This window comes from Streptomyces sp. 142MFCol3.1 (assembly GCF_000424945.1).
In the GTDB taxonomy this organism is placed as follows: domain Bacteria; phylum Actinomycetota; class Actinomycetes; order Streptomycetales; family Streptomycetaceae; genus Streptomyces; species Streptomyces siamensis.
Genome location: NZ_AUKV01000022.1, coordinates 15,754 through 41,507, shown reverse-complemented (window position 1 = coordinate 41,507; position 25,754 = coordinate 15,754). Strand labels below are relative to the sequence as shown.

The following is a 25,754-nucleotide window of genomic DNA, read 5'->3' as shown; positions in this document are numbered from 1 at the left end:
AGCCGCCGGCCGGCATGGCGCGCGGCTCCCCGACGCCTCCGACGGGGCGTCCCGCGGACGCCCCCTTGCGGAGGTGCCGTCAGGCGTCTTCCTTCAGCAGATCGGCGCACTTCTCGCCGATCATCATCGTGGTGATGCACGGATTGACGGAGATGAGGTCCGGCATCACCGAGCCGTCCGCCACCCGCAGAGCCGCGATCCCCTTGACCCGCAGCCGCGCGTCGAGCGGCGCCGAGGCGTCGTCGTCCGCACCCATCTTCACCGTGCAGGACGGGTGGTAGACGGTGTTGTGGGTCTTGTGGATGTAGTCGAGCAGTTCGCCGTCCGTACGCACGTCGGGACCGGGCGCCAGCTCCGCGCCCGTCCAGCCGCTCAACGCGGGCTGCCCGGCGATCCGGCGCGCCAGCCTCAGGCCGTACGTCATCACCCGCACGTCGTGCTCGTGCGTGAAGTAGCGCGGATCGACCATCGGCTTGTCCCGGTAGTCACGGGTGCGCAGCCGCACGGTGCCCCGCGACTTCGCGCGTGTGACGTTCGGCGTCAGACAGAAGGCGTTCTCCGACGTGGGGAAGCCGTGCCGGGCCGTGTTCATGTCGAACGGCACCGAGCCGTAGTGGAACATCAAGTCGGGCCGGTCCAGGCCCGGTTCGGTGTCGTAGAAGATGCCCGCCTCCCACCACTGGCTGGACGTGGTGGTCATCGGCCGCCGGGCCTCCCACATGATGACGCCCTCGGGGTGGTCCTGGAGGTTCTGGCCCACGCCGCCCGCGTCCACGACCACCTCCACGCCCACCTCGCGCAGATGACCGGCCGGCCCGATGCCGGACAGCATCAGCAGCTTGGGGGTGTCGATGGACCCGCAGGACACGATCACCTCGCGGCGCGCGCGCACCGTCCGCGTGTGGATCAGGTCCGGGTCGAGGTACTCCGCGCCCACGCAGCGGCGGCCGTCGAGCACGAGCTTCTTGGCCCGCACCCCGGTGCGCACCTCCAGGTTCGGGCGCTTGCCCATCACCGGGTGGAGGTAGGCGACCGACGAGGACTGCCTGACGTTGTTCTCGTCGGAGTTGATCTGGAACCAGTTGGCGCCGCGGACCACGGTCGTACCGGTGTTGAAGGCGGTCGTCGGGATGCCTGCCTGCGCGCAGGCCTCCAACAGAGCCGCACCACAGGGGTCTTCGCCCTTCAGCGTGCGCAGCTTGACCGGGCCGCCTCGGCCGTGGTGGTCACCGGGCGCGTCGTTCGACTCCAGCCGCCGGTAGAGCGGGAAGAGTTCGGCGGCGCTCCAGCCCGTACAGCCGGCGGCGGCCCAGTCGTCGAGATCCTCCGCGGGGGCCCAGAAGGCGATGCACGAGTTGTGGGAGGAACAGCCGCCGAGCACCTTCGCGCGGGCGTGCCGCATGAAGCTGTTGCCGCTCGCCTGCGGCTCGACGGGATAGTCCCAGTCGTAGCCGGACTCCAACAGGCCCATCCAGCGCTCCAGTCTGAGGACGCTGTCGTCGCCGACGTCGCTGGGACCGGCCTCCAGGACGCACACGGTGACGGACGGGTCCTCGGAGAGCCGGGCGGCGATCACGTTCCCGGCGGTGCCGCCGCCGACCACCACATAGTCGAACTCGTCGATGCTCATGAGCGGGTGACCTCCTTCAGTCGGCCGTGGGGGCGGCGAGGGGGGACGTGGCGGCCGTGGACTCCAACCGGTGCTCGGCGAGCACACCGGTCCGGTGCCGCTGGACGAACCAGTAGTAGGCGAAGCCGCCGCCTGCGATGACGGCGACGAACAGCACCGCGCCCCAGCGCAGATACCAGTGGAAGGGCGCGGCGGCGTTGTACACGGAGGCGCGGGGCCAGATCAGGTTGAGCGTCATGGCCGCGCCCCACACCACGGCGACGATGTTGACGAGCAGGCCCCAGCGGCCCAGGCTGAACCGGCCCTCGCCCGCCGGCTGCCAGGTGCCGCGCAGCCTGGCGACCAGCATCGGTGCGGTGACGCCGAGATAGGCGAGGTAGATCATGATGATGCCGATGCTGGTGACGACGGTGAAGATCTGCGGCTGGCGGATGTTGACGACGAGGATCGCCACCGCCAGGACACCGATGATCACCGCGGGCAGCACCGGGGTCTTGAACCGCGGACTGACCCGCGCCATCAGGGCGGACGCGGGCAGATTGTTGTCCCGGGCCATCGCGAAGGCCAGCCGGATGGCCGCGGTGTGCACGGCGAGCGCGCAGACGGTGACCGCGATCAGCACGCACCACAGCATCGCCTTGCCCGCCGTCGGACCGAGTACGTCGAGCACGATGTACTGGAGGCCGTCCGTGGACAGCTTGTCGCCCTTGAGGCTGGAGACGCTCATCAGCGCCAGCAGCAGCACGAGTCCGCCGAGGACGAATGAGGCGACGATGGCGCGGATGATGGCGCGCGGGGCGTTGCGGGACGGGTCCAGGGACTCCTCGCCGAGCGAGGCGGCCGTGTCGAAGCCGTACATCACGTACGCGGACGCCAGCGAGGCCACGAGGAACGCACCCAGGTAGCCCGTGGAATGACCGGCCCCGGTGTCGGCGGTGTCCGTGACGACCTGCGGTCCTCGCGTGATGTGGACGGCGAACAGCACGATGAGGACGACGGTGGCGATCAGCTCGATGAAGACGCCGGCGCTGTTGATGGTGGCCATCAGCCTCACGCCGAAGGCGTTCACCAGGGTCGTGAACAGGATGAGCACGGTGGCCAGGACCACCGCGTTGGTGGCGACGTCGTATGCGCCGGTGCCGTCCCCGACGAACTGGAAGACGTCGGAGATCTGGGGCAGCGTGAGCTGATAGGCGAGCGCCACGGCCGAGATCGACACGATGGAGGCGATCAGCATCATCCAGCCGGCGAGCCAGCCGAGGTGCGGATTGCCTATCTTCTTGGACCAGTTGTAGACCGAGCCCGCGACGGGATAGCGGGCCGCCAGTTCGGCGAAGCAGAGCGCGACCATGAACTGGCCGACGAAGACCATCGGCCAGGACCACCAGTAGGCGGCGCCGCCGCTGCCGTAGCCGAAGTAGAAGAGCTGGAAGGTGCCGGTGAGGATGGAGATGTAGCTGATACCGGCGGCGAACGTGTGGAAGTTGCCCAGGGTGCGTTTGAGTTCGGGCTTGTAGCCGAACTCGGCGAGTTCGGCGTCGTCGTGCCCCTGTGGGTCTGTCGGTTGCTCGGTTGTCGTCATGAGCGGACTCCAGGTGGGCCTGGGGGAGGGATGAACGAGCGGCTCCCGCGGGTGGCGGGACCGGTGCGGGGACTGCGCGCGGTGCGGTGGTGCGGGATGGTGCGCGGTGCCGGATGGTGCGCGGTGCCGGATGGTGCGCGGTGCCGGATGGTGGACGGTGTGGTGCGCCGTGTGCTGCTGTGTGGTGTGGTGCGCAGGGTCGTACGAACATCGTGCGTGTGCGGTGCGCATGGTGGCGTCAGGGCGACCTCACGCGAACCACCCCTGCGGGGACGGGTCGGTGTTCCGCCAGATGTGCTTGGCCTCGCGGTACTCGGCGAGGCCGGACGGCCCGAGCTCGCGCCCGGAGCCGGACTGCTTGAAACCGCCCCACTCGGCCTGCGGGACGTACGGGTGATAGTCGTTGATCCACACCGTGCCGAGGCGCAGCCGGGCCGCGACCCGCTGGGCCTTGGCCTCGTCGCTGGTGAAGACCGCGCCCGCGAGACCGTAGACCGTGTCGTTCGCGAGCCGCACCGCCTCGGTCTCACTGCCGAAGCGCTCCACGGTGAGCACGGGTCCGAACGACTCGTCCTGGACCACCGACATGCCGCCGGTGCACTCGTCCAGCACCGTCGGCAGGTAGTAGAACCCCTCGTCGAGCCCCTCGGGACGGGCCCCGCCGCAGCGCAGCACCGCGCCTTCCGCGAGGCCCCGGGCGACGTACGCCTCGACCTTGGAGCGGTGCGCCTGCGAGATCAGCGGACCGGTCTGCGCGTGCTCGTCGAACGGCCCGCCGAGCCGGATCCGCCCGGCGCGCCGCACCACCTCGTCGACGAACCGGTCGTGCAGCACGTCCTCGACCAGGAGCCGCGCGCCCGCCGAGCAGACCTGCCCGGAATGCAGGAAGACGGCCGTGAGCGCCATGTCGACCGCAGTCTCGAAGTCGGCGTCCGCGAAGACGATGTTGGGGTTCTTGCCGCCGAGTTCCAGGGCGACCCTTTTGACCGTGCCGGCCGCCGCGGCCATCAGCCGACGGCCGGTCCCGAGGCCGCCGGTGAACGAGACGAGGTCCACGTCCGGATGGTCGGGGAGCGGTGCGCCCGCCTCCGGACCAGCGCCCAGCACCAGATTGGCGACGCCCGGCGGGAGCCCCGCCTCGTCGAGGAGACGCATCAGACGGATCGCCGTGTGCGGGGTGAGCTCGCTCGGCTTGAGGACGAAGGTGTTGCCCGCCGCGAGGGCAGGCGCGACCTTCCACGCGGTCTGCAGGAGGGGGTAGTTCCACGGTGTGATCAGCGCGCAGACCCCGACGGGCTCGTACACGACACGGCTGTCGACGGCCACCGAGCCCGTGTCGACGACCCGGCCGGCCTCGGCGGCGGCCAGGCGGCCGAAGTAGCGGAAACAGTTTGTGACGTCGTCGATGTCGTACTCGCTCTCGACGAGCCGCTTGCCGGTGTCGAGGGACTCGGCGCGGGCGAGCGCGTCCTTGTCGCGCACGAGCAGGCCGGCGACGCGCAGCAGCAGATCGCCGCGGTCCGCGGGCGCGGTCGCCGGCCAGGGTCCGTCGTCGAAGGCGCGGCGCGCGGCGGCGATGGCCTCGGCCGTGTCCTTGCCGCCCGCCTCGTCGACGACGCCGACCGGGGAACCGTCGGCGGGACAGCGGATCTCCCGGGTGCGCCCGTCCAGCGCGCCCCGCCAGGAACCGTCGATGAACAGGTCAGGCATGCGGGCCCCCCAGCTGAGTCGTCAGCCACTCGTGGAAGATGCCGATGTGGTGCTCGGTGGGGACCAGCACGCCGCCCCTGCGGTACGCCCGCGACGCCATCGCCGGCTGAGTCCGCTCGCAGGCCTCGAAGTCCTGCTCGTTCACGCGGTGGAAGAGCTCCACCGACTTGGACACGTCCGTGCCGGACGCGACGACCTCCGGCGCGTACAGCCAGTCGCACTCGACGACCGTACGGTCCTCGGCGAGCGGGAACATGCGGTGCAGGATGACGTGGTCCGGGACCAGGTTGATGAAGACCGTCGGTTTCACGGTGATCGCGTAGTAGCGGCGGTCCTGGTCGGCGGAGACCTCGGGGAGCCGGGCGAAGCCCTCGCTGCCGTCGACCGTGAACCCCTTGATCCCCTCGCCGAACTCGGCGCCGTGGCCCACGTAGTACTGAGCCGCGTACCCGTCGGCGAACTCCGGCAGCACGTCGGTGAGTTCGGGGTGGATCGTCGCGCAGTGGTAGCACTCCATGAAGTTCTCGACGATCAGCTTCCAGTTCGCCTTCACGTCGTACGTGATGCGGCGCCCGAGCGACAGGTTCTCGGTGCCGTAGTGCTCGATGGCCGCCGCGTCGCCGAGCCGTTCAATGGCCGCGCCCGTCACGGTCTCCTCGAAGGAGGGCGGTTCGTCGGCCAGGCACACCCAGGCGTACCCCAGCCACTCGCGCAGGGCGACTGCGACCAGGCCGTACTCGGCGCGGTCGACGTCCGGCATCTTCGTCAGGTTCGGCGCGGCGACGAGTCTGCCGTCGAGGTCGTACGTCCAGGCGTGGTACGGGCATTGGAGACTCCGGCGGACCTCCCCGGACTCCTCGGTGCACAACCGGGCCCCGCGATGGCGGCAGATGTTGAGGAAGGCGCGCAACTCGCCCGTGCGGGAACGGGTGACCAGGACGCTCTCGCGGCCGACCTGCACGGTGCGGAACGCGCCGGGCTTCGCCAGGTCCGCGGAGCGGACGGCGCAGAACCACATCGACTCGAAGACTCGCTCCTGCTCCTGCCGGAAGATCTCCGGATCGGTGTAGTAGCGCCCCGGGAGGGTGGCGATCAGGCTGGGCGAGAGGGGGGACGGGGAGACGGGGATCGTCGTCACGTGCGGACTCCTCAGGCGGGCGCGGCGGCGAGGCGGCTGGGGTCGAACAGGCCGATGGGGTGCTCGGTGGTGCCCTTCAGCGCGAGGTCGGCGAGGATCTCGCCGACGACCGGCACGAACTTGAAGCCGTGTCCGGAGAATCCGCAGGCGACGGTGACGGACTCCGGGTGCGCGGGATGCCGGGCGACGACGAAGTGCTCGTCGGGGGTGTTGGAGTACATGCAGGTGGCGGCCTTGAGGAAGCTGCCGGGCAGGTCGGGGACGCAGCGGGACATGTGGCCGGCCATGGCCCGCACCTCCTCGTCGTGCACGGTCCGGTCGATGGTCTCCGGGGTGCACTCGACGCCCTTGCGGAAGAAGGCGACCTTGGCGCCCAGCTCCGGGCCGTCGATGGCGGGGAAGCCGTAGACCTGGACGCCGGCCGCGTCCTCCCAGATGTAGATCGGATGCGCGTCGGGGACGAACGGCCCGGTTCCGCCGCGCGGCTGGAACCAGTACATGACCTGCCGCTCGATCCGGAACGGCACACCGAGGTCGGTGAGCAGCCGCGGTGCCCACGCGCCGGGACAGATCACCAACTGGCCCGCGGTGTAGGTGTTCTCGGCCGTGTGGACGCGTACGCCGTCGCGGTACGGCTCCCAGCGCGTCATCGGCTCTTCGAAGTGCAGGTCGGCGCCCTGCCGGGTGGCGAGCTGGAGGTGGGCGGCGACGGTGTTCTCGGGGCGCAGCAGTCCGGCGCGCGCCTCGTAGAGCGCGACCTCGTCGTCGTGCGGGGCGAGCGTCGGGAAACGGCGGCGTATCTCGGCGGCGTCCAGCATCTCGTGCGGCAGGTCCCACTGCCGGGCCGAGAGCAGCGAGCCGGAGACCGTCCGGGAGTCAGGGGGGCCGATCATGACACCGCCGCAGAGGGTGGCGATGTCGCGTCCCGTCTCCCGCTCCAGCTCCTCGTACAGTTCGTACGCGCGCAGCAGCAGCGGCACGTACGCCGGGTCCTCGAAGTAGGACTGCCGGGTGATACGCGAACCGCCGTGGCTGGAACCGCGGTTGTGGACGGGCCCGAACTTCTCCAGACCGAGCACACGCGCGCCGCGCGCGGACAGGTGGTGGGCGGCGGCGCTGCCCATGCCGCCGAGACCGATCACGATCACGTCGTAGGTGGGTGACACGAGGGCCTCCTGAGGGCGTGTCAGCGGCGGATGCGGGTCATCTTCGGGTCGAAGAGGGGCTCTTCGGCGACGGTCGCGGGAACCTTCTCGCCGAAGTACTCGATGTGCACGCCGGTACCCGTCGCCAGGGAGGGCAGCCAGGCGTACGCGACGCAGCGGCCGAGCGTGTAGCCGTAGGAGGCGCTGGTGACGTAGCCGGCGGGGGTGCCGCCGACGTAGACGGGTTCCTTGCCGAGGACGACGGAGGCGGGATCGTCGAGGAGCAGGGGGGTGAGCCTGCGCGTGGGTTCCGTCCCGGCGAGGCCCTGGAGCTCCTCCTGGCCGACGAAGCCGTCCTTGTCCATGCGGACCGCGAACCCCACGCCCGCCTCGTACGGGTTGTGCTCGTCCGTCATGTCGACGCCCCAGGCCCGGTAACCCTTCTCCAGGCGCAAGGAGTTGAAGGCCGAGCGCCCCGCGGCGATCACGCCGTGCGGCCGCCCCGCCTCCCACAGCGTGTCCCAGAGCCGCAGCCCCAGGTCGGCGGTGGTGTACAGCTCCCAGCCGAGCTCGCCGACGTAGCTCAACCGCAGGGCGGTGACCGGGACATGGCCCAGGTGGGTCTGCTTGGCCCGGAAGTACCCGAAGCCCTCGTGCGAGAAGTCGTCGTCGGTCAGCGGCTGGACGAGCTCGCGGGCGAGCGGCCCCCACACGCCGATGCAGCAGGTGCCGGAGGTGATGTCGCGGAGGTGCACGTCGCCGGGTGCGTGGCGGATCAGCCAGTCCAGGTCGGCGGGGGAGTTGGCGCCCACCTGGAACCGGTCGGGGGCGAGGCGCGCGACGGTCAGGTCGGAGCGCACGCCGCCGGTCTCGTCGAGCAGCAGCGTGTAGGTGACCGCTCCGGGCTTCTTGCGCAGGGTGTTGGTCGTCATGCGCTGGAGGAAGCCGAGGGCGCCGGGGCCGGTGACCTCCAGCCTGCGCAGCGGCGTCATGTCGTACAGGGCGACCTTCTCACGGGTCGCCTTCGCCTCGGCCGCCGCGATCGGGGACCAGTAGCGGGCCGACCAGGCGTCACGCTCCGGCAGGCGCAGGCCGTCCGCGAGCGGGGCGTTCGCCTCGTACCAGTGCGGGCGCTCCCAGCCGCCGCCCTCCAGGAAATACGCGCCGAGCTCCTGCTGCCGGGCGTGGAAGGGGCTGACGCGCAAGGGACGCGGCCGCTCCATCGGCTGGAGAGGGTGCAGGACGTCGTACACCTCGACGAACTGCTGTGAACCGCGTTCACGCACGTACGACGGTGAACGTTGCGCGTCCTCGAAGCGCGTGATGTCACACTCGTGCAGGTCGAGGGACGCGCGCCCGTCGACCATCCATTCGGCGACTGCCTTGGCCACCCCCGCGGAGTGGGTGACCCAGACGGCCTCGGCCAGCCAGAAGCCGCGCAACTCACGCGACTCGCCCAGGACGGGCATGCCGTCCGGGGTGAAGGAGAACACGCCGTTGAAGCCCTCCTCGACCTCCGACCCGCGCAGGGCGGGCAGCAGCCGGCGGCAGTCGTCCCAGCTCGGTGCCCAGTCCTCGGCGGTGAACGGGTACGAGGACGGCATCGGCATGTCGTTCGCGCGCGCCTCGTCGTAGGCGAGGACGGCGAACGGGTCGACGGGCAGCGGCCGGTGGGCGTAGCTGCCGATGCCGATGCGGTCGTGGTGCTCACGGAAGTACAGGTCGCGGTCCTGGAAACGGAGGATGGGCCGGGACGCCTCGGCGACGGCGCCGGCCAGTTCGGGCAACGGCCGTGTCTTCGCGTACTGGTGAGCGAGCGGTTGCAGGGGCACGTCGACTCCGGCCATGCGCCCGATGACCGGGCCCCAGAATCCGGCGGCGGAGACGACGTGATCGGCGGGGAAGGAACCGCGGTCGGTGACGACGGCGGTGACGCGGCCGTCCTCCCGCTCGATGCCGGTGACCGTGTGGCGGTCGAGGAAACGGGCGCCCCGGCTCGCGGCGCGGTCCATCTGGGCGCGGGCCGCGGGCAGGGCGCGGGCCAGCCCGTCGCCCGGTGTGTGGAAGCCGCCGAGCACGGCCGACTCGTCGAGCAGCGGCCAGAGTTCCTTGCAGCGGGCGGCGCTGACGATCTCGCCGCGCACTCCCCAGGACGCGGCGTATCCCGCCCTGCGGTGCAGGTCGGCCAGGCGCCCGGGCGTGGTCGCGAGCTCCAGACCGCCGACCTGGTCGAAGCAGGAGACGCCGTCCACCCGCAGGGAGCCGAACTTCTCCACGGTGTATCGCGCGAACTCCGTGAGCGTCTTGGACGGGCTGGTCCGGAACACCAGGCCCGGTGCGTGGGAGGTGGAGCCACCGGGCGCGGGCAGCGGCCCCTGTTCGAGAACGGTGACGTCGGTCCACCCGCGTGCGGTCAGTTCGTCGGCGAGCGAGCAGCCGACGATGCCGGCGCCGATGACGACGACCCGGGGACCGCGCGGGCGGGTTGCGGGCGTGCTGGACATGCCCCTCCTTGCCGGGGTGCGGGAGCGGACGTGCTCAGGGGGTGGGGACGTGGGACCGTTCCGCCTCGACGGTGGTGTCCTCGCCGTGCCCGGTGCGGACGACCGTGCTGTCGGGGAGGGCGAGCAGGCGGTTGCGGAGGGAGGCCTCGATGGTGGGCCGGTCGGAACAGGAGCGGCCGGTGGCGCCGGCCCCGCGCCGGACGGTGACTTCGTGACTCACAGGACCACCACGGACCGCAGCACCTCACCGCGGTGCATCTTCCCGAACGCCTCCTCGACCTGGTCGAGGGAGATGGTCTCGCTGACGAAGGCGTTGAGGTCGAGCAGGCCGTACAGGTACTGGTCGATGAGGAAGGGGAAGTCGCGGCTCGGCAGGCAGTCGCCGTACCAGGACGACTTGAGGGCGCCGCCGCGCGAGAACAGGTCGATCAGCGGGAGGTCGATCCTCATCTCAGGGTCCGGGACACCGACCTGGACGAGCACACCGGCGTGGTCGCGCATGTAGAAGGCCTGCTTGTACGTCTCCGGTCGGCCCACCGCGTCGATGGCGATGTCGACCCCGAAGCCGTCGGTGAGCGCGCGCACGGCCTCGACGGGGTCGGTGCCGCGGGAGTTGACGGTGTGCGTGGCGCCGAACTTCTCCGCCTGGTCGAGCTTCTTGTCGTCGATGTCGATCGCGATGACCTTCATGGCGCCGTTGAGACAGGCGCCCGCGATGGCCGCGTTGCCGACGCCGCCGCAGCCGATCACGGCGACCGTGTCCCCGCGCCCCACGTTCCCGGTGTTCACCGCGGCGCCGTATCCGGCCATCACTCCGCAGCCGATCAGACCCGCGGCCTCCGGCCGGGCGGCCGGGTCGATCTTCACCGCCTGCCCGGCGGCGACCAGGGTCTTCTCCGCGAAGGCGCCGATGCCCAGGGCGTTGCTGAGCGGGGTGCCGTCGAGCAGCGTCATCGGCTGGGTGGCATTGCGGGAGTCGAAGCAGTACCAGGGGCGTCCGCGGCGGCACGAGCGGCAGTTGCCGCACGGAGCGCGCCAGGCGAGGACCACGTAGTCGCCGGGGGTCAGGTCGGTGACGCCGTCGCCGACCGCCTCGATCGTGCCGGCCGCCTCATGGCCCAGCAGGAACGGGAAATCGTCGCTGATCGCGCCCTCCCGGTAGTGCAGATCCGTGTGGCAGACCCCGCAGGCCTGCACCGTGACGAGCACCTCACCCGGTCCCGGATCGGGAACGACGATCGTCTGCACCTCGACGGGTGCGCCCTTCTCGACAGCGACTACGGCACGGACCTCGTGGGGCACGACAAGCTCCTCTGCTGTTGCGCAATGCACGATGGGTTGCGCGATGAGGAACATACTGAGAACGCCGTCACGGAGCCGTCAAGGGGTGGGAGTTAACCCTTGGCAAAAGGAACGGGGCGCCGGAAACCTGGCGGATACACGGGACGCGGGGCCGGGGGAGTCCCGGCCCCGCGGCAGGGGCGGTGGGGCGGCTCAGGGGTGACGGACGGCGCGGGAGCAGCCGCGGGAGAGGGGTGGGGACGGGGTGCGATCGGGTGCCGGGTGCCGGACGGGTCGCCGGATGGGACGCCGGCCCGGCCGGCCCGGCGTCGGGCTCAGAAGCCGTAGCCCATGCGGCGCGACAGCTCCGCGCCGGCGGCCACCGTCCGCTTGGTCAGCTCCGGCAGCCGGTCGGCGTTCAGCCGGTACACCGGACCCGACACGCTGATCGCGGCGATCACCTTGCCGTCGTGCGACCGAACGGGCGCCGCCACCGCGGCGAGTCCCAGCTCAAGCTCCTCGATGGTGATCCCGTAGCCCTGCTCCACCACGGCCTCCAGCTCGGCGCGCAGCGACGAGGGGCCCGTGATCGTGCGCTCGGTGAAGCGGGGCAGCGGGCGCGCCAGCAGACCCTCGCGCAGGGTGGGCGGCATGTGCGCGGCCAGTACCTTGCCGCTGGAGGTGGCGTGCAGGGGGGTGCGCCTGCCCAGCCAGTTCTGCGCCGTGACCGAGGCGGTGCCGCGGGCCTGCATGATGTTGACGGCGGCGTCGTCGTCCAGCACCGCTATGTTGACCGTCTCGCCCAGCTCGTCGGCGAGTTCGCGGCAGACCGGGACGCCCTCCTGGGAGATGTCGAGACGCACGGCCGCCGCCCCGGCGAGGCGCAGCACGGCGGCCCCCAGGTAGTACTTCCCCCGGTCCTTGGCCTGAGCCACCAGGCCACGGTTCTCCAGCACCCCCAGCAGCCGGAACGCGGTGGACTTGTGCACGTCCAGCTCTTCGGCGATCTCGGTGACTCCTGCCTCGCCGAGCCGGGCGAGGATCTCCAGGACACTCACGGCGCGGTCCACCGACTGAACGGCGCTGCCCGCGCCCCTGCCGCCGGGCTTGTCGGACGTCTCCTCGGCGTGCTCAGCCTGCTTCTGAGTGCGGGTCATGGCTCAACTCTCACCACCTGACGGCCCTGTTCGGGCCGCATCTGCGGGAAGCCCTTGACGTGACGGGACCCCCGCGCGGATTCTGTTGCGCATAGCGCTCCCTCGTGCGCCATACGAAACATCATGTTACCGAAGCGTCCGGAACCCGGAAGGTTCCCGACGACCTGGACCTGAGAGGTCCTGGACGAATCCGTCCGGACCGAGAGGGGGGCCCATGATTCCCGTCTGTCGCCTTGATGACCTCCCCGAGGGCGAATCCGTAAGGGTCGACACCACGCCGCCCGTCGCCGTGTTCCACGCGGAGGGCGAGCTCTACGCCATCGACGACACCTGCACGCATCAGGACGCGTCGCTCTCCGAGGGGTGGCTCGAAGGCTGCCTCGTCGAGTGCCCGCTGCACGCGGCCTCATTCGATCTCCGCACCGGCCTGCCGACCTGCCTTCCCGCGCGACGCCCGGTCCGTACCCACCGCGTCACCGTCGACGACGGAATGATCCACGTCCACCTTGCCGCCGAGGAAGGCACCGCCGCATGAACGCCGTGACCGTACGTGATGCGGCGCGGGTCGCATGAGGACCGTGACCGTCGTCGGCGCCTCCCTCGCAGGCCTGTACGCGGCCCGGGAGCTGCGGGCCCAGGGTTTCGACGGACGGCTCGTGCTCATCGGCGACGAACGGCACCGCCCGTACGACCGTCCGCCCCTGTCCAAGGACTTCCTCGCCGGCCGCGCCGACGAAGCCCGACTCGCCCTCACCGATGCCGAGGAGAGGACGGAACTCGACGCCGAGTGGTACCTCGGCGTACGCGCCCGCGGCCTCGACGTCCGGGGCCGCACCGTCCTCCTCGACGACGGCCGCACCATCTCCACGGACGGCGTGGTCATCGCAACCGGTGCCGGCGCCCGCCGTCTGGCCGGCGACGATCTCGCCGGAGTGCACACGCTGCGCACCCTCGACGACGCCCGCGCCCTGCGGGCGGAACTCGCCCGGGGTCCGCTCCGGATCGTCGTGATCGGTGGCGGCTTCATCGGCGCCGAGACGGCCTCCTCGTGCGCCGCTCTCGGCCACGACGTCACCGTCGTCGAGGCAGCGGCACTGCCCCTCGTCCCCCAACTCGGCCCCCGCATGGCCGCTGTGTGCGCCGCACTGCACCGCCGCGGCGGCGTCGCCCTGGTCACCGGCACCGGTGTCGCCGGCCTCCGCGGGAGCGGAGGAGGTGGTACGTCGCCGCCCGCTGTCACCGGTGTCCGGCTGTCCGACGGCCGTGTGCTGGACGCCGACGTCGTGATCGTGGGCATCGGGGCCACGCCGAACACCGGCTGGCTCGCGGGCTCGACCCTCGCCCTGCACGACGGAGTGCTGTGCGACGACGGCTGTGCGACCGCGCTGCCACAGGTGGTCGCCGTCGGTGACGTCGCCCGTGTCGGAGGCACCCGCGCCGAGCACTGGACCTCCGCCACCGAGCAACCACGGGTCGCCGTACGCAACCTGCTGGCCGGACGCACCGTCACCACCGGTCGGTCCCTGCCCTACTTCTGGTCCGACCAGTACGGGGCGCGGATCCAGTTCGCGGGGCGCCGGCACGAGTCGGACACCGTCCGGATCGTCGAGGGCGGGATCGAGGAGGGAGGGCCGGCCGAGGGCGGATTCCTCGCCCTCTACGAACGGGACGGCCGGACGACGGCCGTGCTCTCCGTGGACCGCCCCCGTCCGTTCACACGGGTCCGCCGTGAACTGGCCCGCAGTGAAATGCCGGCCGCGCCGACGGCCGGACTCTGAAGCGGTGCCGTCGAGGGGCCGGTGACGGGACGCCCCGTCACGGGTGCGCTTGTGGCGGACCGCTCCGTCCCGGGTGTATCCGTGACGGAGCGTCCCGTCCCGGGTGTACCTGCGACGGGGACCGCTCGGTCACAGGCCGGCCCTCTGCCTGCGGTCGCGCATGTCGTCGCGCTAGGAGTGCGACAGCTGCCCGGCGCTCCCGCGCCGGCGTATGCGCTCCTGCGACCGCTCCGTCGCCCGCGCCTGCCGCCTGGCCTTGCGCCGCTCCCGGCGCAGGGCCCGCGCGGTGCTGCTCGGCACCGACACCACTCCGTTGCGCTGGTTCCACACCTGGCGGGTCACCCAGACGTCGAGCGCCGCCCACGTGGCCACGACGGTGCCGGCGATGCTGCTGAGGACCATGGGGAACGCCAGCCAGGACCCCGCGAGGGTGCACAAGAAGGCCACGACCGCCTGTATCAGGGTCACGGCGATGATCAGGACGGCCCGCACCGCCGCCGTGCGCACCGGGTCGGGCAACCGCCGCCTGCGCGCGGGCTCCTCGATCCACAACGGCCGGTAGTGCGAGGGGGCTTCGCGCCCGTACACCTCGTACTCGTCCGTCGGAATGTCGTGATCCGGTGCCTGGACGGCCAGTTGCGCCGCCTCGGGCGCCGCAACGCCCTCCTCGAGCGCTCCGCTCCGCTCCGCCGTGCCCATCAACTCGTCACTCCCCACCGCCCAGCAGGCTCCTCGCACAGGTGTCACGAAACACCCGCTCCCCAGTTGGCTGCCCGGCTTGCGCTCTTTTACGCCGCCTGAGCGCGGCATGCGGCTCCTGGGGCCGATTCCGCCCCCATTTCCCGTACAGACAGACGAACGACGTGCCCCGAAGATTCCCGAGGAGCGAAGATTTCCGGCCAACTGACCGACTTCACCGCTCCGATGGGATCCGGCCCCAAGTGCCGGATTGGGGGAGGCGATCTCCCCCAATGGACGGACAACTGCCCATGTCTCGTTCCCGACCCGCGCGGGCTGCACCCGGACGGGTCTTCGAGTTACCTGTGCGTCGGTAGTAGGCTCACGCCGTTTGTTGACGCACATGTGTACCCCCGGGAGGGGGTCGAGCTGGGGGAGGCCATGCGCTTTCGCGGGAAGTCCATCCGCCGGAAGATCGTGGCGCTGCTCCTCGTGCCGCTGGTTTCCCTGACAGCGATCTGGGGCTTTGCGACCGTACTCACCGGCCGCGCCGCCAAGCAGCTGTTCAATGTGGCCGATGTCGTGGAGAAGATCGGCTTCCCCACGGAGGACGCCGTCCGCGTCCTCCAGCAGGAACGCAGACAGACACTCGTCTACTTGGCCGATCCTCGCGCCTCGGACGCGCTCACCGCCCTCAAGCGCAGCAGGACCGCCACCGACCGGGTCGTGGCGAAGGTCCGCAAGAACTCCGAGGACGGGGACCTGCGCGACGAGATGGGCGGGGACACCGGCGAGCACCTCACCTCGTTCCTCGACGCCGTCGGCGGGATCGACTCGCTGCGCCGCAGTGTCGAGGAGGGCACCGTCGACCGGTCCCAGGCCCTCGACCTCTACAACCGTCTCGTCGACCCGTGTTACGTCCTGCTGGCCAACCTGCACGTACTCGACAACGTGGAGATGGACAAGCAGGGCCGCGCCCTCGTCAATGTGGACCGCGCCCGTGAGTTGCTCTCCCGCGAGGACGCCCTGCTCGGTTCCGCGCTGGTCGTGGGCCGGCTGAACCGCGACGAGGTCCGCGACATCTCCGACCTCGTGGCCCAGCGCACTTTGCTGTACGACACCAGCCTGCCGCTGCTGCCGTCCTCGGAGCGTGAACGCTTCCAGCGCTACTGGAAGAACGCCGACACGGCGCCCCTGCGGGTCGCCGAACAGTCGGTCGTCACCGCCACCGACGGCTCGCCGCGCGGCGTCACGGCGAAGAGCTGGGACGGGGCGGCCCGGCACGTCCTCGACGATCTCGGCGAACTCGACGACCAGGCGGGCGACCGCTACCAGGACCGGGTCGGGCCCGTGGCGATGGGCGTGATCGTCAAGGCGGTCGTCGCGGGTGTCGTCGGGCTCATCGCGGTGCTGGTGTCACTCGTCATGTCCGTGCGCATCGGCCGGAGCCTCATCCGCGACCTGCGCCGACTGCGACTGGAGGCCCACGAGGCCTCCGGCGTCCGCCTGCCCAGCGTCATGCGCAGGCTCTCCGCCGGTGAAGAGGTCGACGTCGAGACCGAAGTGCCGCGCCTGGAGTACGACAAGAACGAGATAGGCGAAGTCGGCCAGGCCCTCAACACCCTCCAGCGCGCCGCCGTCGAGGCCGCCGTCAAGCAGTCCGAACTGCGCGACGGCGTCTCCGAGGTGTTCGTCAACCTGGCGCGCCGCAGCCAGGTGCTGCTCCACAAGCAGCTCACGCTCCTCGACACCATGGAGCGCCGGACCGAGGACACCGACGAACTGGCCGACCTGTTCCGCCTCGACCACCTGACCACGCGCATGCGCCGTCACGCGGAAGGCCTGGTCATCCTCTCCGGCGCCGCCCCCTCCCGGCAGTGGCGCAAACCCGTCCAGCTCATGGACATCGTCCGTGCCGCCGTCGCCGAGGTCGAGGACTACGAGCGCATCGAGGTGCGCCGCCTGCCGCGCGTCGCCGTCACCGGTCCCGCAGTCGCCGACGTCACCCATCTCGTGGCCGAACTCCTCGAGAACGCCACGGTGTTCTCGCCCCCGCACACGGCCGTCCACGTCGTCGGCGAACGCGTCGCCAACGGCTTCACCCTGGAGATCCACGACCGTGGCCTGGGTATGGCCGCCGAGGCCCTCCTCGACGCCAACCTGCGGCTCGCCGAGACGCCCGAGTTCGAGCTCTCCGACACCGACCGGCTCGGTCTCTTCGTGGTGAGCCGACTGGCCCAGCGTCAGAACGTGCGCGTCTCCCTTCAGCCGTCCCCGTACGGCGGAACCACCGCTGTCGTGTTCATTCCCGACATGCTCCTCACCGACGACGTCCCGGACACCAATGGCATCGGGTTCAGGCTCGACCGTGCGCTCCCGTCGAAGGAGACCGAGGTTGAGGGGAGCCGCAAGGCGGCGCTCTCCGAGGCGCCCGTACGTCTCCCCGGCCTGCCCGCCTCGATCCTGGACGGCCCGGTCGAGCTGGACGCACCCGTCGACCTGGACACCCTCACCGGCTTCCCCGGCGCCCTCGACGACGAGGACAGCGAGCGGGGCGGCCTGTTCCGGCCACGTCGCTCCATCGCGGGCGTACCGGTCGGCGAGGAGGAGCAGGAGCGCGACGGTGAGGACGAGCCCGCGCTCGTGAGCGAGGACCGTCCGGGTGCCCCCGCCGTTCCGCTGCCGCGGCGCGCAGCTCCCAAGCTCGTCAGCTCGCACGGCCGTCCGGTGACCCGGACGAGGTCCCGGCGCGACGAGACGGACGAGCGCGACGACGGCTTCGCACCGGTGCCGTACACGGAGCCCGTGTCGAGCCGGGAGCCGACCGGGAACCGGGAACCGTCGCAACGGCGCGTGAAGGAACTGGACGGCGCGAAGCCGCTGCCCACGCGGCGCGGCACGCGCTCCGAGGCCTCGATGCGACGTGGCGGCGAGCGGTCGGAGGACCCCGGCCTTCGCGAGGCCCCCGGGCTGCGTGACGCGTCCGGCCTCCGGGAGTCCGCGAGCCACCGGGGGACACCGGACCTTCCGGGCCTCCCCGGCACCCCCGGCCCCGGGGAGGCGCCGGCCCTGCCGAGACGTACCCGGCGCGACGCCACGCCGGCGGACACCGGCGGGACCGCGGCAGGCTCCGGGATCGCCGCCGGCGATGCGGAAGCGGGCGCGGGGCGTCTGCCCCGCCGCGTCCGCCAGGCCAATCTGGCCCCGCAGTTGAAAGCAGGACCCGACCGGCGCGCCGAGCGTGACCGGACCGGCACCGGCACGGGTCCGGACGTCGCCGAGCGCGACGCCGACGAGGTACGCAACCGGATGGCCTCGCTCCAGCGGGGCTGGCAGCGCGGCCGCGAGGAGAACGCCGTGGGCGACGACGCCCAGGACGGCACAGCAAGAGGAACGACAAAGGGGGACGGTCGATGACCGCACCGAAGGCCGCAGGGCCCACCGAGACCAGCACGGCATCCGGCGAGCTGAACTGGCTGCTCGACGAGCTGGTGGACCGCGTCGCCAGCATCCGCAAGGCGATCGTGCTCTCCGGCGACGGTCTGCCCACCGGGGCCTCCAAGGACCTCACCCGGGAGGACAGCGAACATCTGGCCGCGGTCGCCTCCGGCTTCCACAGCCTCGCCAAGGGCGTCGGCCGCCACTTCGAGGCGGGCAGCGTCCGCCAGACCGTCGTCGAGCTCGACGAGGCCTTCCTGTTCGTCACGGCGGCCGGTGACGGCAGCTGCCTGGCCGTGCTCGCCGACGCCGACTCCGACGTCGGACAGGTCGCGTACGAGATGACGCTCCTCGTGAAGCGGGTGGGCGTACATCTGGCCGCCGCTCCACGCACCGATCTGCCCTCGGGCGGGTAGTGGGATGACATGAGCGGAGACGGTCAGGGAACACGCCACTGGTTCGACGACGAAGCCGGACCGGTGGTCCGTCCGTACGCCATGACGCGTGGCCGCACCACCAGTCCGGCCCAGCACCGCCTCGACCTGATCGCGGTGGTCGTCACGGAACCTCACGCCGACGACCCCGAAGCGGACCACACGCTGTCCCCGGAGCACGTGGACATCGTCGAACTCTGCCGCGACGCGCCGCAGTCGGTCGCCGAGCTCGCCGCCGGACTCGACCTGCCGATCGGAGTGGTACGGGTCCTCATCGGGGACCTCGTGGACGAGGAAATGGTCCACGTGACACGTCCCGTACCGCCCGCCGAGCTGCCGGACGAGAGTATTCTGCGCGACGTGATCAACGGCCTCCGGGCGCTCTGAGCAGGGCGGAAGCGGGGAACAGACGTGACAGGCTGGCAATTCTGGGTCGACCGGGGCGGCACCTTCACCGACATCGTCGCGCGACGCCCGGACGGCCGCCTGCTCACGCACAAACTGCTCTCCGAGAATTCGGCGAGATACGCGGACGCGGCCGTCGCCGGCGTCCGTGAGCTCCTCGACGGCGACGGCGACCGCCAAGGCGCCGCGGGCCCGCACATCGACGCCGTCCGCATGGGCACCACCGTGGCCACCAACGCCCTCCTGGAACGCAAGGGCGAACGCACCCTCCTGGTGATCACACGCGGTTTCCGCGACGCCCTGCGGATCGCCTACCAGAACCGCCCCCGCATCTTCGCCCGTGCCATCGAGCTGCCCGAGCTGCTCTACGAGAGGGTCGTCGAGGTCGACGAACGGATCGCCGCGGACGGCACGGTCCTGCGCGCCCCCGACCTGGACGCGCTCGCCGGCCCCCTCCAGGAGGCCTACGACTCCGGCATCCGTGCCGTCGCCGTCGTCTGCATGCACAGCCACCTCCACCCGGCCCACGAGCAGGCGGTCGGTGAGCTGGCGGCCCGCACCGGATTCCCGCAGATCTCGCTCTCCAGCGAGGTCAGCCCCCTGATGAAGGTCGTCCCGCGCGGGGACACCGCGGTCGTCGACGCCTACCTCTCGCCGGTCCTGCGGCGCTACGTCCAGCATGTCGCCGACGAGCTCCAGGGCGTCCGGCTGATGTTCATGCAGTCCAACGGAGGGCTCGCCGAAGCCGGACAGTTCCGCGGCAAGGACGCCATCCTGTCCGGGCCCGCGGGCGGCATCGTCGGCATGGCCCGGATGTCGCAGCTCGCCGGCTTCGACCGCGTGATCGGCTTCGACATGGGCGGTACCTCCACGGACGTGTCGCACTTCGCGGGGGAGTACGAGCGCGTCTTCACCACCCAGATCGCCGGGGTCCGGCTGCGCGCGCCCATGCTCGACATCCACACCGTCGCCGCGGGCGGCGGCTCGGTCCTCCACTTCGACGGTTCCCGCTACCGGGTGGGCCCCGACTCGGCGGGTGCCGACCCGGGCCCCGCCTGCTACCGGGCCGGCGGCCCCCTCACCGTCACGGACGCCAACGTCGCGCTCGGACGGATCCAGCCCGCGCACTTCCCCACGGTGTTCGGACCGGACGGCGACCAGCCCCTCGACGACGCGCTGGTCGGCGAGCGGTTCGCCGCGCTCGCCCGCGAGATCCGCGACAGGACCGGCGACGACCGCACCCCCGAGCAGGTCGCCGAGGGCTACCTCCAGATCGCCGTGGCCAACATCGCCAACGCGGTCAAGCGGATCTCGGTCCAGAAGGGCCACGACGTCACCCGCTACGCGCTCACCACCTTCGGCGGCGCGGGCGGTCAGCACGCGTGCATGGTCGCCGACTCGCTGGGCATCCGCACCGTCCTCGTCCCGCCCATGGCCGGCGTCCTGTCCGCCCTCGGCATCGGACTCGCCGACACCACGGCCATGCGCGAACAGTCCGTGGAGGCGCCTGTGGAAGCCTCCTCGATGCAGGGCATCCTGAGGACCGCCGACGACCTGGAGAACGCCGCCCGCTGCGAACTGCTCGCCGAGGACGTGCCCGAGGACCGCATCCGGGTCACCCGCCGTGCCCAACTCCGCTACGACGGCACCGACACGGTCCTCACCGTCGAGCTCACCGAGCCCGACACCATGATCGAGGCCTTCGAGGAACGTCATCGCGCCACCTACTCCTTCACCCTCGACCGCCCGGTCGTCGTCGAAGCCCTCTCCGTGGAAGCCACCGGCCTCACCGACCCCCCCGATCTCTCGGCGCTCTCCCCCTTCGCCGGGCGCTCCACACCGCACGGCCCCGCCACCGCCCCCGAGTCGGTCAGCCTGCACACGGGCGGAGCCTGGCACGACGTGCCCCTGCACCGCCGTGAGGAACTGCCGCCCGGCGAGGCCGTGACCGGACCCGCGATCATCACCGAGGCCAGCGCGACGACCGTCGTCGACGACGGCTGGCGGGCCGCGGCGACGGACGACGGGCATCTGGTCATGGAACGGGTGGCGGTCACGCAGAGTTCCGATCTCGGCACGGAAGCGGACCCCGTCCTCCTCGAGGTCTTCAACAACCTCTTCATGTCCATCGCCGAACAGATGGGCGCCCGCCTGGAGTCCACCGCCCAGTCCGTCAACATCAAGGAGCGTCTGGACTTCTCCTGCGCCCTCTTCGACCCCGACGGCAGCCTCGTCGCCAACGCCCCGCACATCCCCGTCCACCTGGGATCCATGGGCACCAGCGTGAAGGAGGTCATCCGGCGGCGCGGTGACGGCATGCGGCAGGGCGACACGTACGCGGTCAACGACCCCTACCACGGCGGCACCCACCTCCCCGACGTCACCGTGATCACCCCGGTCTTCGACACGGAGGGTGATCGGATCCTCTTCTACGTCGCCTCCCGCGGCCACCACGCCGAGATCGGCGGCATCGCGCCCGGCTCCATGCCCGCCGACAGCCGCACCATCGAGGAAGAGGGCATCCTCTTCGACAACTGGCTGCTCGCCGAGGACGGCCGCTTCCGCGAGGCCGAGACCCTGGACCTGCTCACCGGCGCGCGCTATCCCTCACGCAATCCGAAGACCAACCTCGCCGACCTGCGCGCCCAGATCGCCGCCAACCAGAAGGGCGTCGACGAAGTCGGCCGCATGATCACGAACTTCGGGCTCGACGTCGTGCAGGCCTACATGAGGCACGTCCAGGACAACGCCGAGGAGGCGGTGCGCCGCGTCATCGACGCCCTGGATGACGGCGAGTTCAGCTACGAGACCGACTCCGGTGCCGTCATCCGCGTCCGCGTGTCCGTGCAGCGGGAGCAACGCACCGCCACGGTGGACTTCACCGGCACCTCGGCACAGCTCACCACGAACTTCAACGCGCCCTTCTCGGTGGTCAACGCCGCCGTCCTGTACGTCTTCCGCACTCTGGTGGCCGACGACATCCCGCTCAACGACGGCTGCCTGCGGCCCCTGGACATCGTCGTGCCGCGCGGCTCGATGCTCGCCCCTGAGCCCCCGGCCGCCGTCGTCGCGGGCAACGTGGAGACGTCCCAGGCGATCACCGGCGCGCTCTACGCCGCTCTGGGGGTGCAGGCGGAGGGCTCCGGAACCATGAACAACGTGACGTTCGGCAACGAGCGCTACCAGTACTACGAGACCGTGGCCTCCGGGTCGGGCGCGGGCGACGGTTTCCCCGGCGCCCCCGTCGTGCAGACCCACATGACCAACTCGCGGCTGACGGACCCCGAGGTCCTGGAGTGGCGACTTCCGGTCCGGCTCGACGAGTTCGCGGTCCGGCGCGGCAGCGGTGGCGCGGGGCGCTGGCGGGGCGGGGACGGCGGGGTGCGCCGCCTCCGCTTCCTGGAGCCCATGACGGTCTCCACGCTCTCCCAGCACCGCAGGGTCGCCCCCTATGGCATGGCGGGCGGCGAACCGGGAGCCCTCGGTGCCAACCGGATCGAACGTGCCGACGGCACGGTCACCGAACTTGGCGGAAGTGATTCGGCGGACGTCGGCCCCGGCGACGTACTCGTCATCGAAACCCCCGGCGGCGGAGGCTACGGGCCTCCACCGCGCGACCATGATGAAGCAGGAGAAAAGATCGATGATCTTCGGGCGTTCTGAGCGCGGCAAGCCTCCGGTCGAGCCCGTCACGCTCAAGATCCTGGTGGCGGGCGGCTTCGGCGTGGGCAAGACGACTCTCGTCGGCGCGGTCAGTGAGATCAAGCCGCTGCGCACCGAGGAACTCCTCACGGAGGCGGGCCGGCCGGTCGACGACACCAGTGGTGTGGAAGGCAAGCACACCACCACCGTCGCGATGGACTTCGGCCGCATCACGCTCCGCGAGGACCTGGTGCTGTACCTCTTCGGGACACCCGGCCAGGACCGCTTCTGGTTCCTGTGGGACGAGCTCGCCACCGGCGCGCTCGGCGCCGTCGTCCTCGCGGACACACGCCGCCTGGAGGACTGTTTCGCCGCCGTCGACTACTTCGAGCGGCGTTCCATACCCTTCGTCGTCGGCGTCAACTGCTTCGACGCCGCCGCACGGTATCCCACCGACGACGTCCGCCAGGCACTCGACCTCGACCCCGGAGTGCCGGTCGTCCTGTGCGACGCGCGCGACCGCGAATCGGTCAAGGAAGTCCTCATCTCGGTCGTCCAGCACGCGATGGCCTACGCCGCCGACCGCCGCGAGACCGTCACGACCTGACGGCCCCGGACCGGCCCGGGCTCTCGCCGCCGCGATCCGCGCACAGGTACGGCCCGTACCCTCGCCGACCGGGGTACGGGCCGCAGTCGAGCACGCGCGCGTGGAGCGTCCGAGAGGCATGCGCGCGTGAACACTGTTCAGCTGACGTCGTCCTCGTGCCAGCCGAAGCTCTTCTCCACCGCCTTGCGCCAGTTGTGGTACTCGCGGTCGCGCACCGAGGCATCCATGGACGGAGTCCATTCGACGTCCTTCTGCCAGTGCGACTTCAGCTCGTCCAGGTCGTTCCACACCCCCGTGGCGAGCCCGGCCGCGTACGCCGCGCCCAGGCATGTCGTCTCGGAGATCTTCGGACGGATCACCGGCACGCCCAGCACATCCGCCTGATGCTGCATCAGCAGCTGGTTCTTGGTCATGCCGCCGTCGACCTTGAGGGTGGTGATCTGCACCCCGGAGTCCTGGTACATGGCGTCCACCACCTCGCGGGTCTGCCAGCTGGTCGCCTCCAGCACCGCGCGGGCGAGGTGCGCCTTGGTGACGTACCGAGTGAGCCCGGTGACGACACCGCGTGCGTCGGAGCGCCAGTAGGGGGCGAACAGGCCGGAGAAGGCGGGCACGATGTACGCGCCGCCGTTGTCCTCGACACTCGCCGCCAGCGTCTCGATCTCGTCGGCGCTGCGGATGATGCCGAGCTGGTCGCGGAACCACTGCACCAGTGCGCCCGTGATCGCGATGGCCCCTTCGAGGCAGTAGACCGGCGCCTCCGTGCCGATCTTGTACCCCATCGTCGTCAGCAGCCCGTTCTTCGACGGCACCGGCCGGTTGCCGGTGTTGAGCAGCAGGAAGCTGCCGGTTCCGTACGTGTTCTTCGCCGTGCCGACGTCGTAGCAGGCCTGCCCGAAGATCGCGGCCTGCTGGTCGCCCAGTGCGGAGGCGACCGGCACGCCGGAGAGCTGGCCCACGGCGCTGCCGTAGACCTCGGACGAGGACCTGATCTCCGGGAGCACCGCCTCGGGGACGTTCATCGCGGACAGGATGGACGAGTCCCACTGGAGCGTGTCCAGGTTCATGAGCATGGTGCGCCCGGCGTTGGTCACGTCGGTGACGTGCTGTCCGCCGTCCGTGCCGCCGGTCAGATTCCAGATCAGCCAGGAGTCGATCGTGCCGAAGGCGATCTCACCGCGCTCGGCCCGCGCCCGCAGTCCTGGCACGTTGTCCAGCAGCCAGGCCGCCTTGGGGCCGGAGAAGTAGCTGGCCAGCGGGAGTCCGGTCTGCTCGCGGAAGCGGTCCTGTCCGTCCGTGCCGCCCAGTTCGTTGCACAGCGCGGACGTACGGGTGTCCTGCCAGACGATTGCGTTGTGCACGGGCTTGCCCGTGGCCCGGTCCCAGAGGACCGTCGTCTCGCGCTGGTTGGTGATGCCGAGCGCGCTCAACTGGTCGGCCCGCAGTCCGGCCTTGGCGATCGCTCCCGCGACCACGGCCTGCACCTTGGACCAGATCTCCGTGGCGTCGTGCTCCACCCAGCCCGGCTTGGGGAAGATCTGGCGGTGTTCGCGCTGGTCGACGGCGACGATCGCGCCTGCCCGATTGAAGATGATGCAGCGGCTCGAGGTGGTGCCTTGGTCGATTGCGGCGACGTACTTCTCGGCATGGTCCGTCATGACGTCCCCTTCGTCAGAAGGCTGCGTTGTAGATCGCGGCCCCGATGGCGGCGCCCGCGATCGGGCCGACCACCGGGATCCAGGAGTAACTCCACTCCGAGGTGCCCTTGTTGGGGATCGGCAGCAATGCATGGGTGAGACGCGGTCCCAGGTCGCGGGCCGGGTTGATGGCGTACCCGGTGGGGCCGCCCAGCGAGAGTCCGATGCCCACGACGAGGAGGGAGATGAGCAGGACGGGCAGGCCCGCGTCGCCGATGCCCGCGACGCGCTTGCTCCCGCCGACCAGCGCGAGGATGGGCAGCATCAGCGCGACGGTGGCGATGACCTCTGTGATCAGGTTCTGTACGGGGTTGTTGATCTCGGGCCGTGTCGAGAAGATCCCCAGCGTCTCGATGGCCTTGTCCTCTTCGGCGTTGAGGTTGAACTGCCCGAGGTAGAGCAGCCAGCAGAGCGTGGCCCCGATCATGGCTCCGGCGAACTGGCCCAGTATGTAGAAGGGCACGTCCTCCCACTTCGTGGAGCCCTCGATCGCGAAGCCGATCGTGACCGCCGGATTGATCTGGCCTCCGGAAAGCGGTGCCGAGGTGTACGCGCCGGCCAGGACACCGAAGCCCCATCCGAACGCGATGACCACCCAGCCGGCACCTTGTGCCTTGGACTTGTTGAGGGTGACGGCGGCGCACACTCCGGCGCCGAAGAGGATCAGGATCGCGGTGCCGATCAACTCGCCGACAAAGATGTCTTCGTTGCTCATGGCGGCTCCTAGGCCCTCGCCCGGGGGATTGGCCCGGGCCACCGTGCAGGGTGCTTTCCCATGGCCACTTCAGCCGAGGGCAGGGATGTCCCGCGCCCCGCCCGGCGTCCGTGACGAGCGTGCCGTCGCAGCGGAATCGCCCGTGGGGGGACGGCCTGGGTGCAGGTCGAAACCCGAGCGGTGCGGTGCCTGAAGACGCCCGAATGCGGCGAT

The 25,754-nt window shown here is 70.8% G+C and carries 19 protein-coding genes; 7 read left to right on the top strand and 12 right to left on the bottom strand.

Features of this window, described 5'->3' with window-relative positions:
• Positions 1–79: 79 nt before the first annotated feature.
• The 9 genes from H305_RS0129330 to H305_RS0129290 all read right to left on the bottom strand — a co-directional run bounded on the left by H305_RS0129330 (position 80) and on the right by H305_RS0129290 (position 12,147).
• Positions 80–1,630, bottom strand: a complete 1,551-nt coding sequence (locus H305_RS0129330) for a GMC family oxidoreductase (RefSeq protein WP_028803605.1) — start codon at positions 1,628–1,630, stop codon at positions 80–82.
• A gap of 16 nt (positions 1,631–1,646) precedes the next feature.
• Positions 1,647–3,212: an APC family permease gene (locus H305_RS0129325; protein ID WP_028803604.1), complete on the bottom strand. Its 1,566-nt coding sequence runs from the start codon at positions 3,210–3,212 to the stop codon at positions 1,647–1,649.
• A gap of 249 nt (positions 3,213–3,461) precedes the next feature.
• Positions 3,462–4,922 carry an aldehyde dehydrogenase family protein gene (locus H305_RS0129320; protein WP_028803603.1) on the bottom strand — a complete coding sequence of 487 codons (1,461 nt, stop codon included), beginning with the start codon at positions 4,920–4,922 and terminating at the stop codon, positions 3,462–3,464.
• A complete protein-coding gene (locus H305_RS0129315; protein WP_028803602.1) occupies positions 4,915–6,060 on the bottom strand; it encodes an aromatic ring-hydroxylating oxygenase subunit alpha in 1,146 nt (381 codons plus the stop codon). Before H305_RS0129315 ends, H305_RS0129320 begins: the two co-directional genes overlap by 8 nt.
• A gap of 11 nt (positions 6,061–6,071) precedes the next feature.
• Complete coding sequence (gene solA / locus H305_RS0129310; protein ID WP_028803601.1) at positions 6,072–7,226, bottom strand: N-methyl-L-tryptophan oxidase; 1,155 nt, start codon at positions 7,224–7,226, stop codon at positions 6,072–6,074.
• Positions 7,227–7,246: 20 nt separating this feature from the next.
• Positions 7,247–9,709, bottom strand: coding sequence for a GcvT family protein (locus tag H305_RS0129305; protein WP_028803600.1), 2,463 nt, complete (start codon positions 9,707–9,709; stop codon positions 7,247–7,249).
• A gap of 34 nt (positions 9,710–9,743) precedes the next feature.
• Complete coding sequence (locus H305_RS0129300) at positions 9,744–9,929, bottom strand: hypothetical protein (protein ID WP_028803599.1); 186 nt, start codon at positions 9,927–9,929, stop codon at positions 9,744–9,746.
• A complete protein-coding gene (locus tag H305_RS0129295; RefSeq protein ID WP_028803598.1) occupies positions 9,926–11,011 on the bottom strand; it encodes an S-(hydroxymethyl)mycothiol dehydrogenase in 1,086 nt (361 codons plus the stop codon). The genes H305_RS0129300 and H305_RS0129295 overlap by 4 nt, the downstream gene beginning before the upstream one ends.
• Positions 11,012–11,325: 314 nt before the next feature.
• Positions 11,326–12,147 carry an IclR family transcriptional regulator gene (locus H305_RS0129290; protein ID WP_028803597.1) on the bottom strand — a complete coding sequence of 274 codons (822 nt, stop codon included), beginning with the start codon at positions 12,145–12,147 and terminating at the stop codon, positions 11,326–11,328.
• A 214-nt stretch (positions 12,148–12,361) separates the two neighbouring features.
• On the opposite strand from H305_RS0129290, the gene H305_RS0129285 reads away from it, so the two are divergent.
• Both H305_RS0129285 and H305_RS0129280 read left to right on the top strand, forming a co-directional pair.
• Complete coding sequence (locus H305_RS0129285) at positions 12,362–12,682, top strand: bifunctional 3-phenylpropionate/cinnamic acid dioxygenase ferredoxin subunit (protein WP_028803596.1); 321 nt, start codon at positions 12,362–12,364, stop codon at positions 12,680–12,682.
• Between the two features lie 34 nt (positions 12,683–12,716).
• Positions 12,717–13,925 (top strand): NAD(P)/FAD-dependent oxidoreductase, encoded by a 1,209-nt coding sequence (locus H305_RS0129280; protein WP_199791467.1) that lies wholly within the window; start codon positions 12,717–12,719, stop codon positions 13,923–13,925.
• 171 nt (positions 13,926–14,096) lie between these two features.
• Here H305_RS0129280 and H305_RS0129275 read toward each other — a convergent pair whose 3' ends face one another.
• Entirely contained in the window at positions 14,097–14,624 is a 528-nt protein-coding gene (locus tag H305_RS0129275) for a hypothetical protein (protein ID WP_037765736.1), read from the bottom strand.
• Positions 14,625–15,044: 420 nt separating this feature from the next.
• Between H305_RS0129275 and H305_RS0129270 the strand changes: the two genes are divergently transcribed.
• Genes H305_RS0129270 through H305_RS0129250 form a run of 5 tightly spaced genes read left to right on the top strand, consistent with a single transcriptional unit; the run spans position 15,045 to position 23,129 of the window.
• Positions 15,045–18,020 carry a nitrate- and nitrite sensing domain-containing protein gene (locus H305_RS0129270; RefSeq protein WP_028803593.1) on the top strand — a complete coding sequence of 992 codons (2,976 nt, stop codon included), beginning with the start codon at positions 15,045–15,047 and terminating at the stop codon, positions 18,018–18,020.
• On the top strand, positions 18,017–18,457 hold the full coding sequence (locus H305_RS0129265; RefSeq protein WP_028803592.1) for a roadblock/LC7 domain-containing protein: 441 nt from the start codon (positions 18,017–18,019) through the stop codon (positions 18,455–18,457). Before H305_RS0129270 ends, H305_RS0129265 begins: the two co-directional genes overlap by 4 nt.
• 9 nt (positions 18,458–18,466) lie before the next feature.
• Positions 18,467–18,862, top strand: coding sequence for a DUF742 domain-containing protein (locus tag H305_RS0129260; RefSeq protein ID WP_028803591.1), 396 nt, complete (start codon positions 18,467–18,469; stop codon positions 18,860–18,862).
• Positions 18,863–18,886: 24 nt separating this feature from the next.
• Entirely contained in the window at positions 18,887–22,543 is a 3,657-nt protein-coding gene (locus H305_RS0129255; protein WP_028803590.1) for a hydantoinase B/oxoprolinase family protein, read from the top strand.
• Complete coding sequence (locus tag H305_RS0129250; protein ID WP_028803589.1) at positions 22,524–23,129, top strand: GTP-binding protein; 606 nt, start codon at positions 22,524–22,526, stop codon at positions 23,127–23,129. Before H305_RS0129255 ends, H305_RS0129250 begins: the two co-directional genes overlap by 20 nt.
• A 137-nt stretch (positions 23,130–23,266) precedes the next feature.
• On the opposite strand, the gene glpK is transcribed toward H305_RS0129250, so the two are convergent.
• Together glpK and H305_RS0129240 are read right to left on the bottom strand one after the other, a co-directional pair.
• On the bottom strand, positions 23,267–24,787 hold the full coding sequence (glpK, locus tag H305_RS0129245) for a glycerol kinase GlpK (protein WP_028803588.1): 1,521 nt from the start codon (positions 24,785–24,787) through the stop codon (positions 23,267–23,269).
• A 13-nt stretch (positions 24,788–24,800) separates the two neighbouring features.
• Positions 24,801–25,541, bottom strand: a complete 741-nt coding sequence (locus H305_RS0129240) for an MIP/aquaporin family protein (RefSeq protein WP_028803587.1) — start codon at positions 25,539–25,541, stop codon at positions 24,801–24,803.
• Positions 25,542–25,754: the final 213 nt, after the last annotated feature.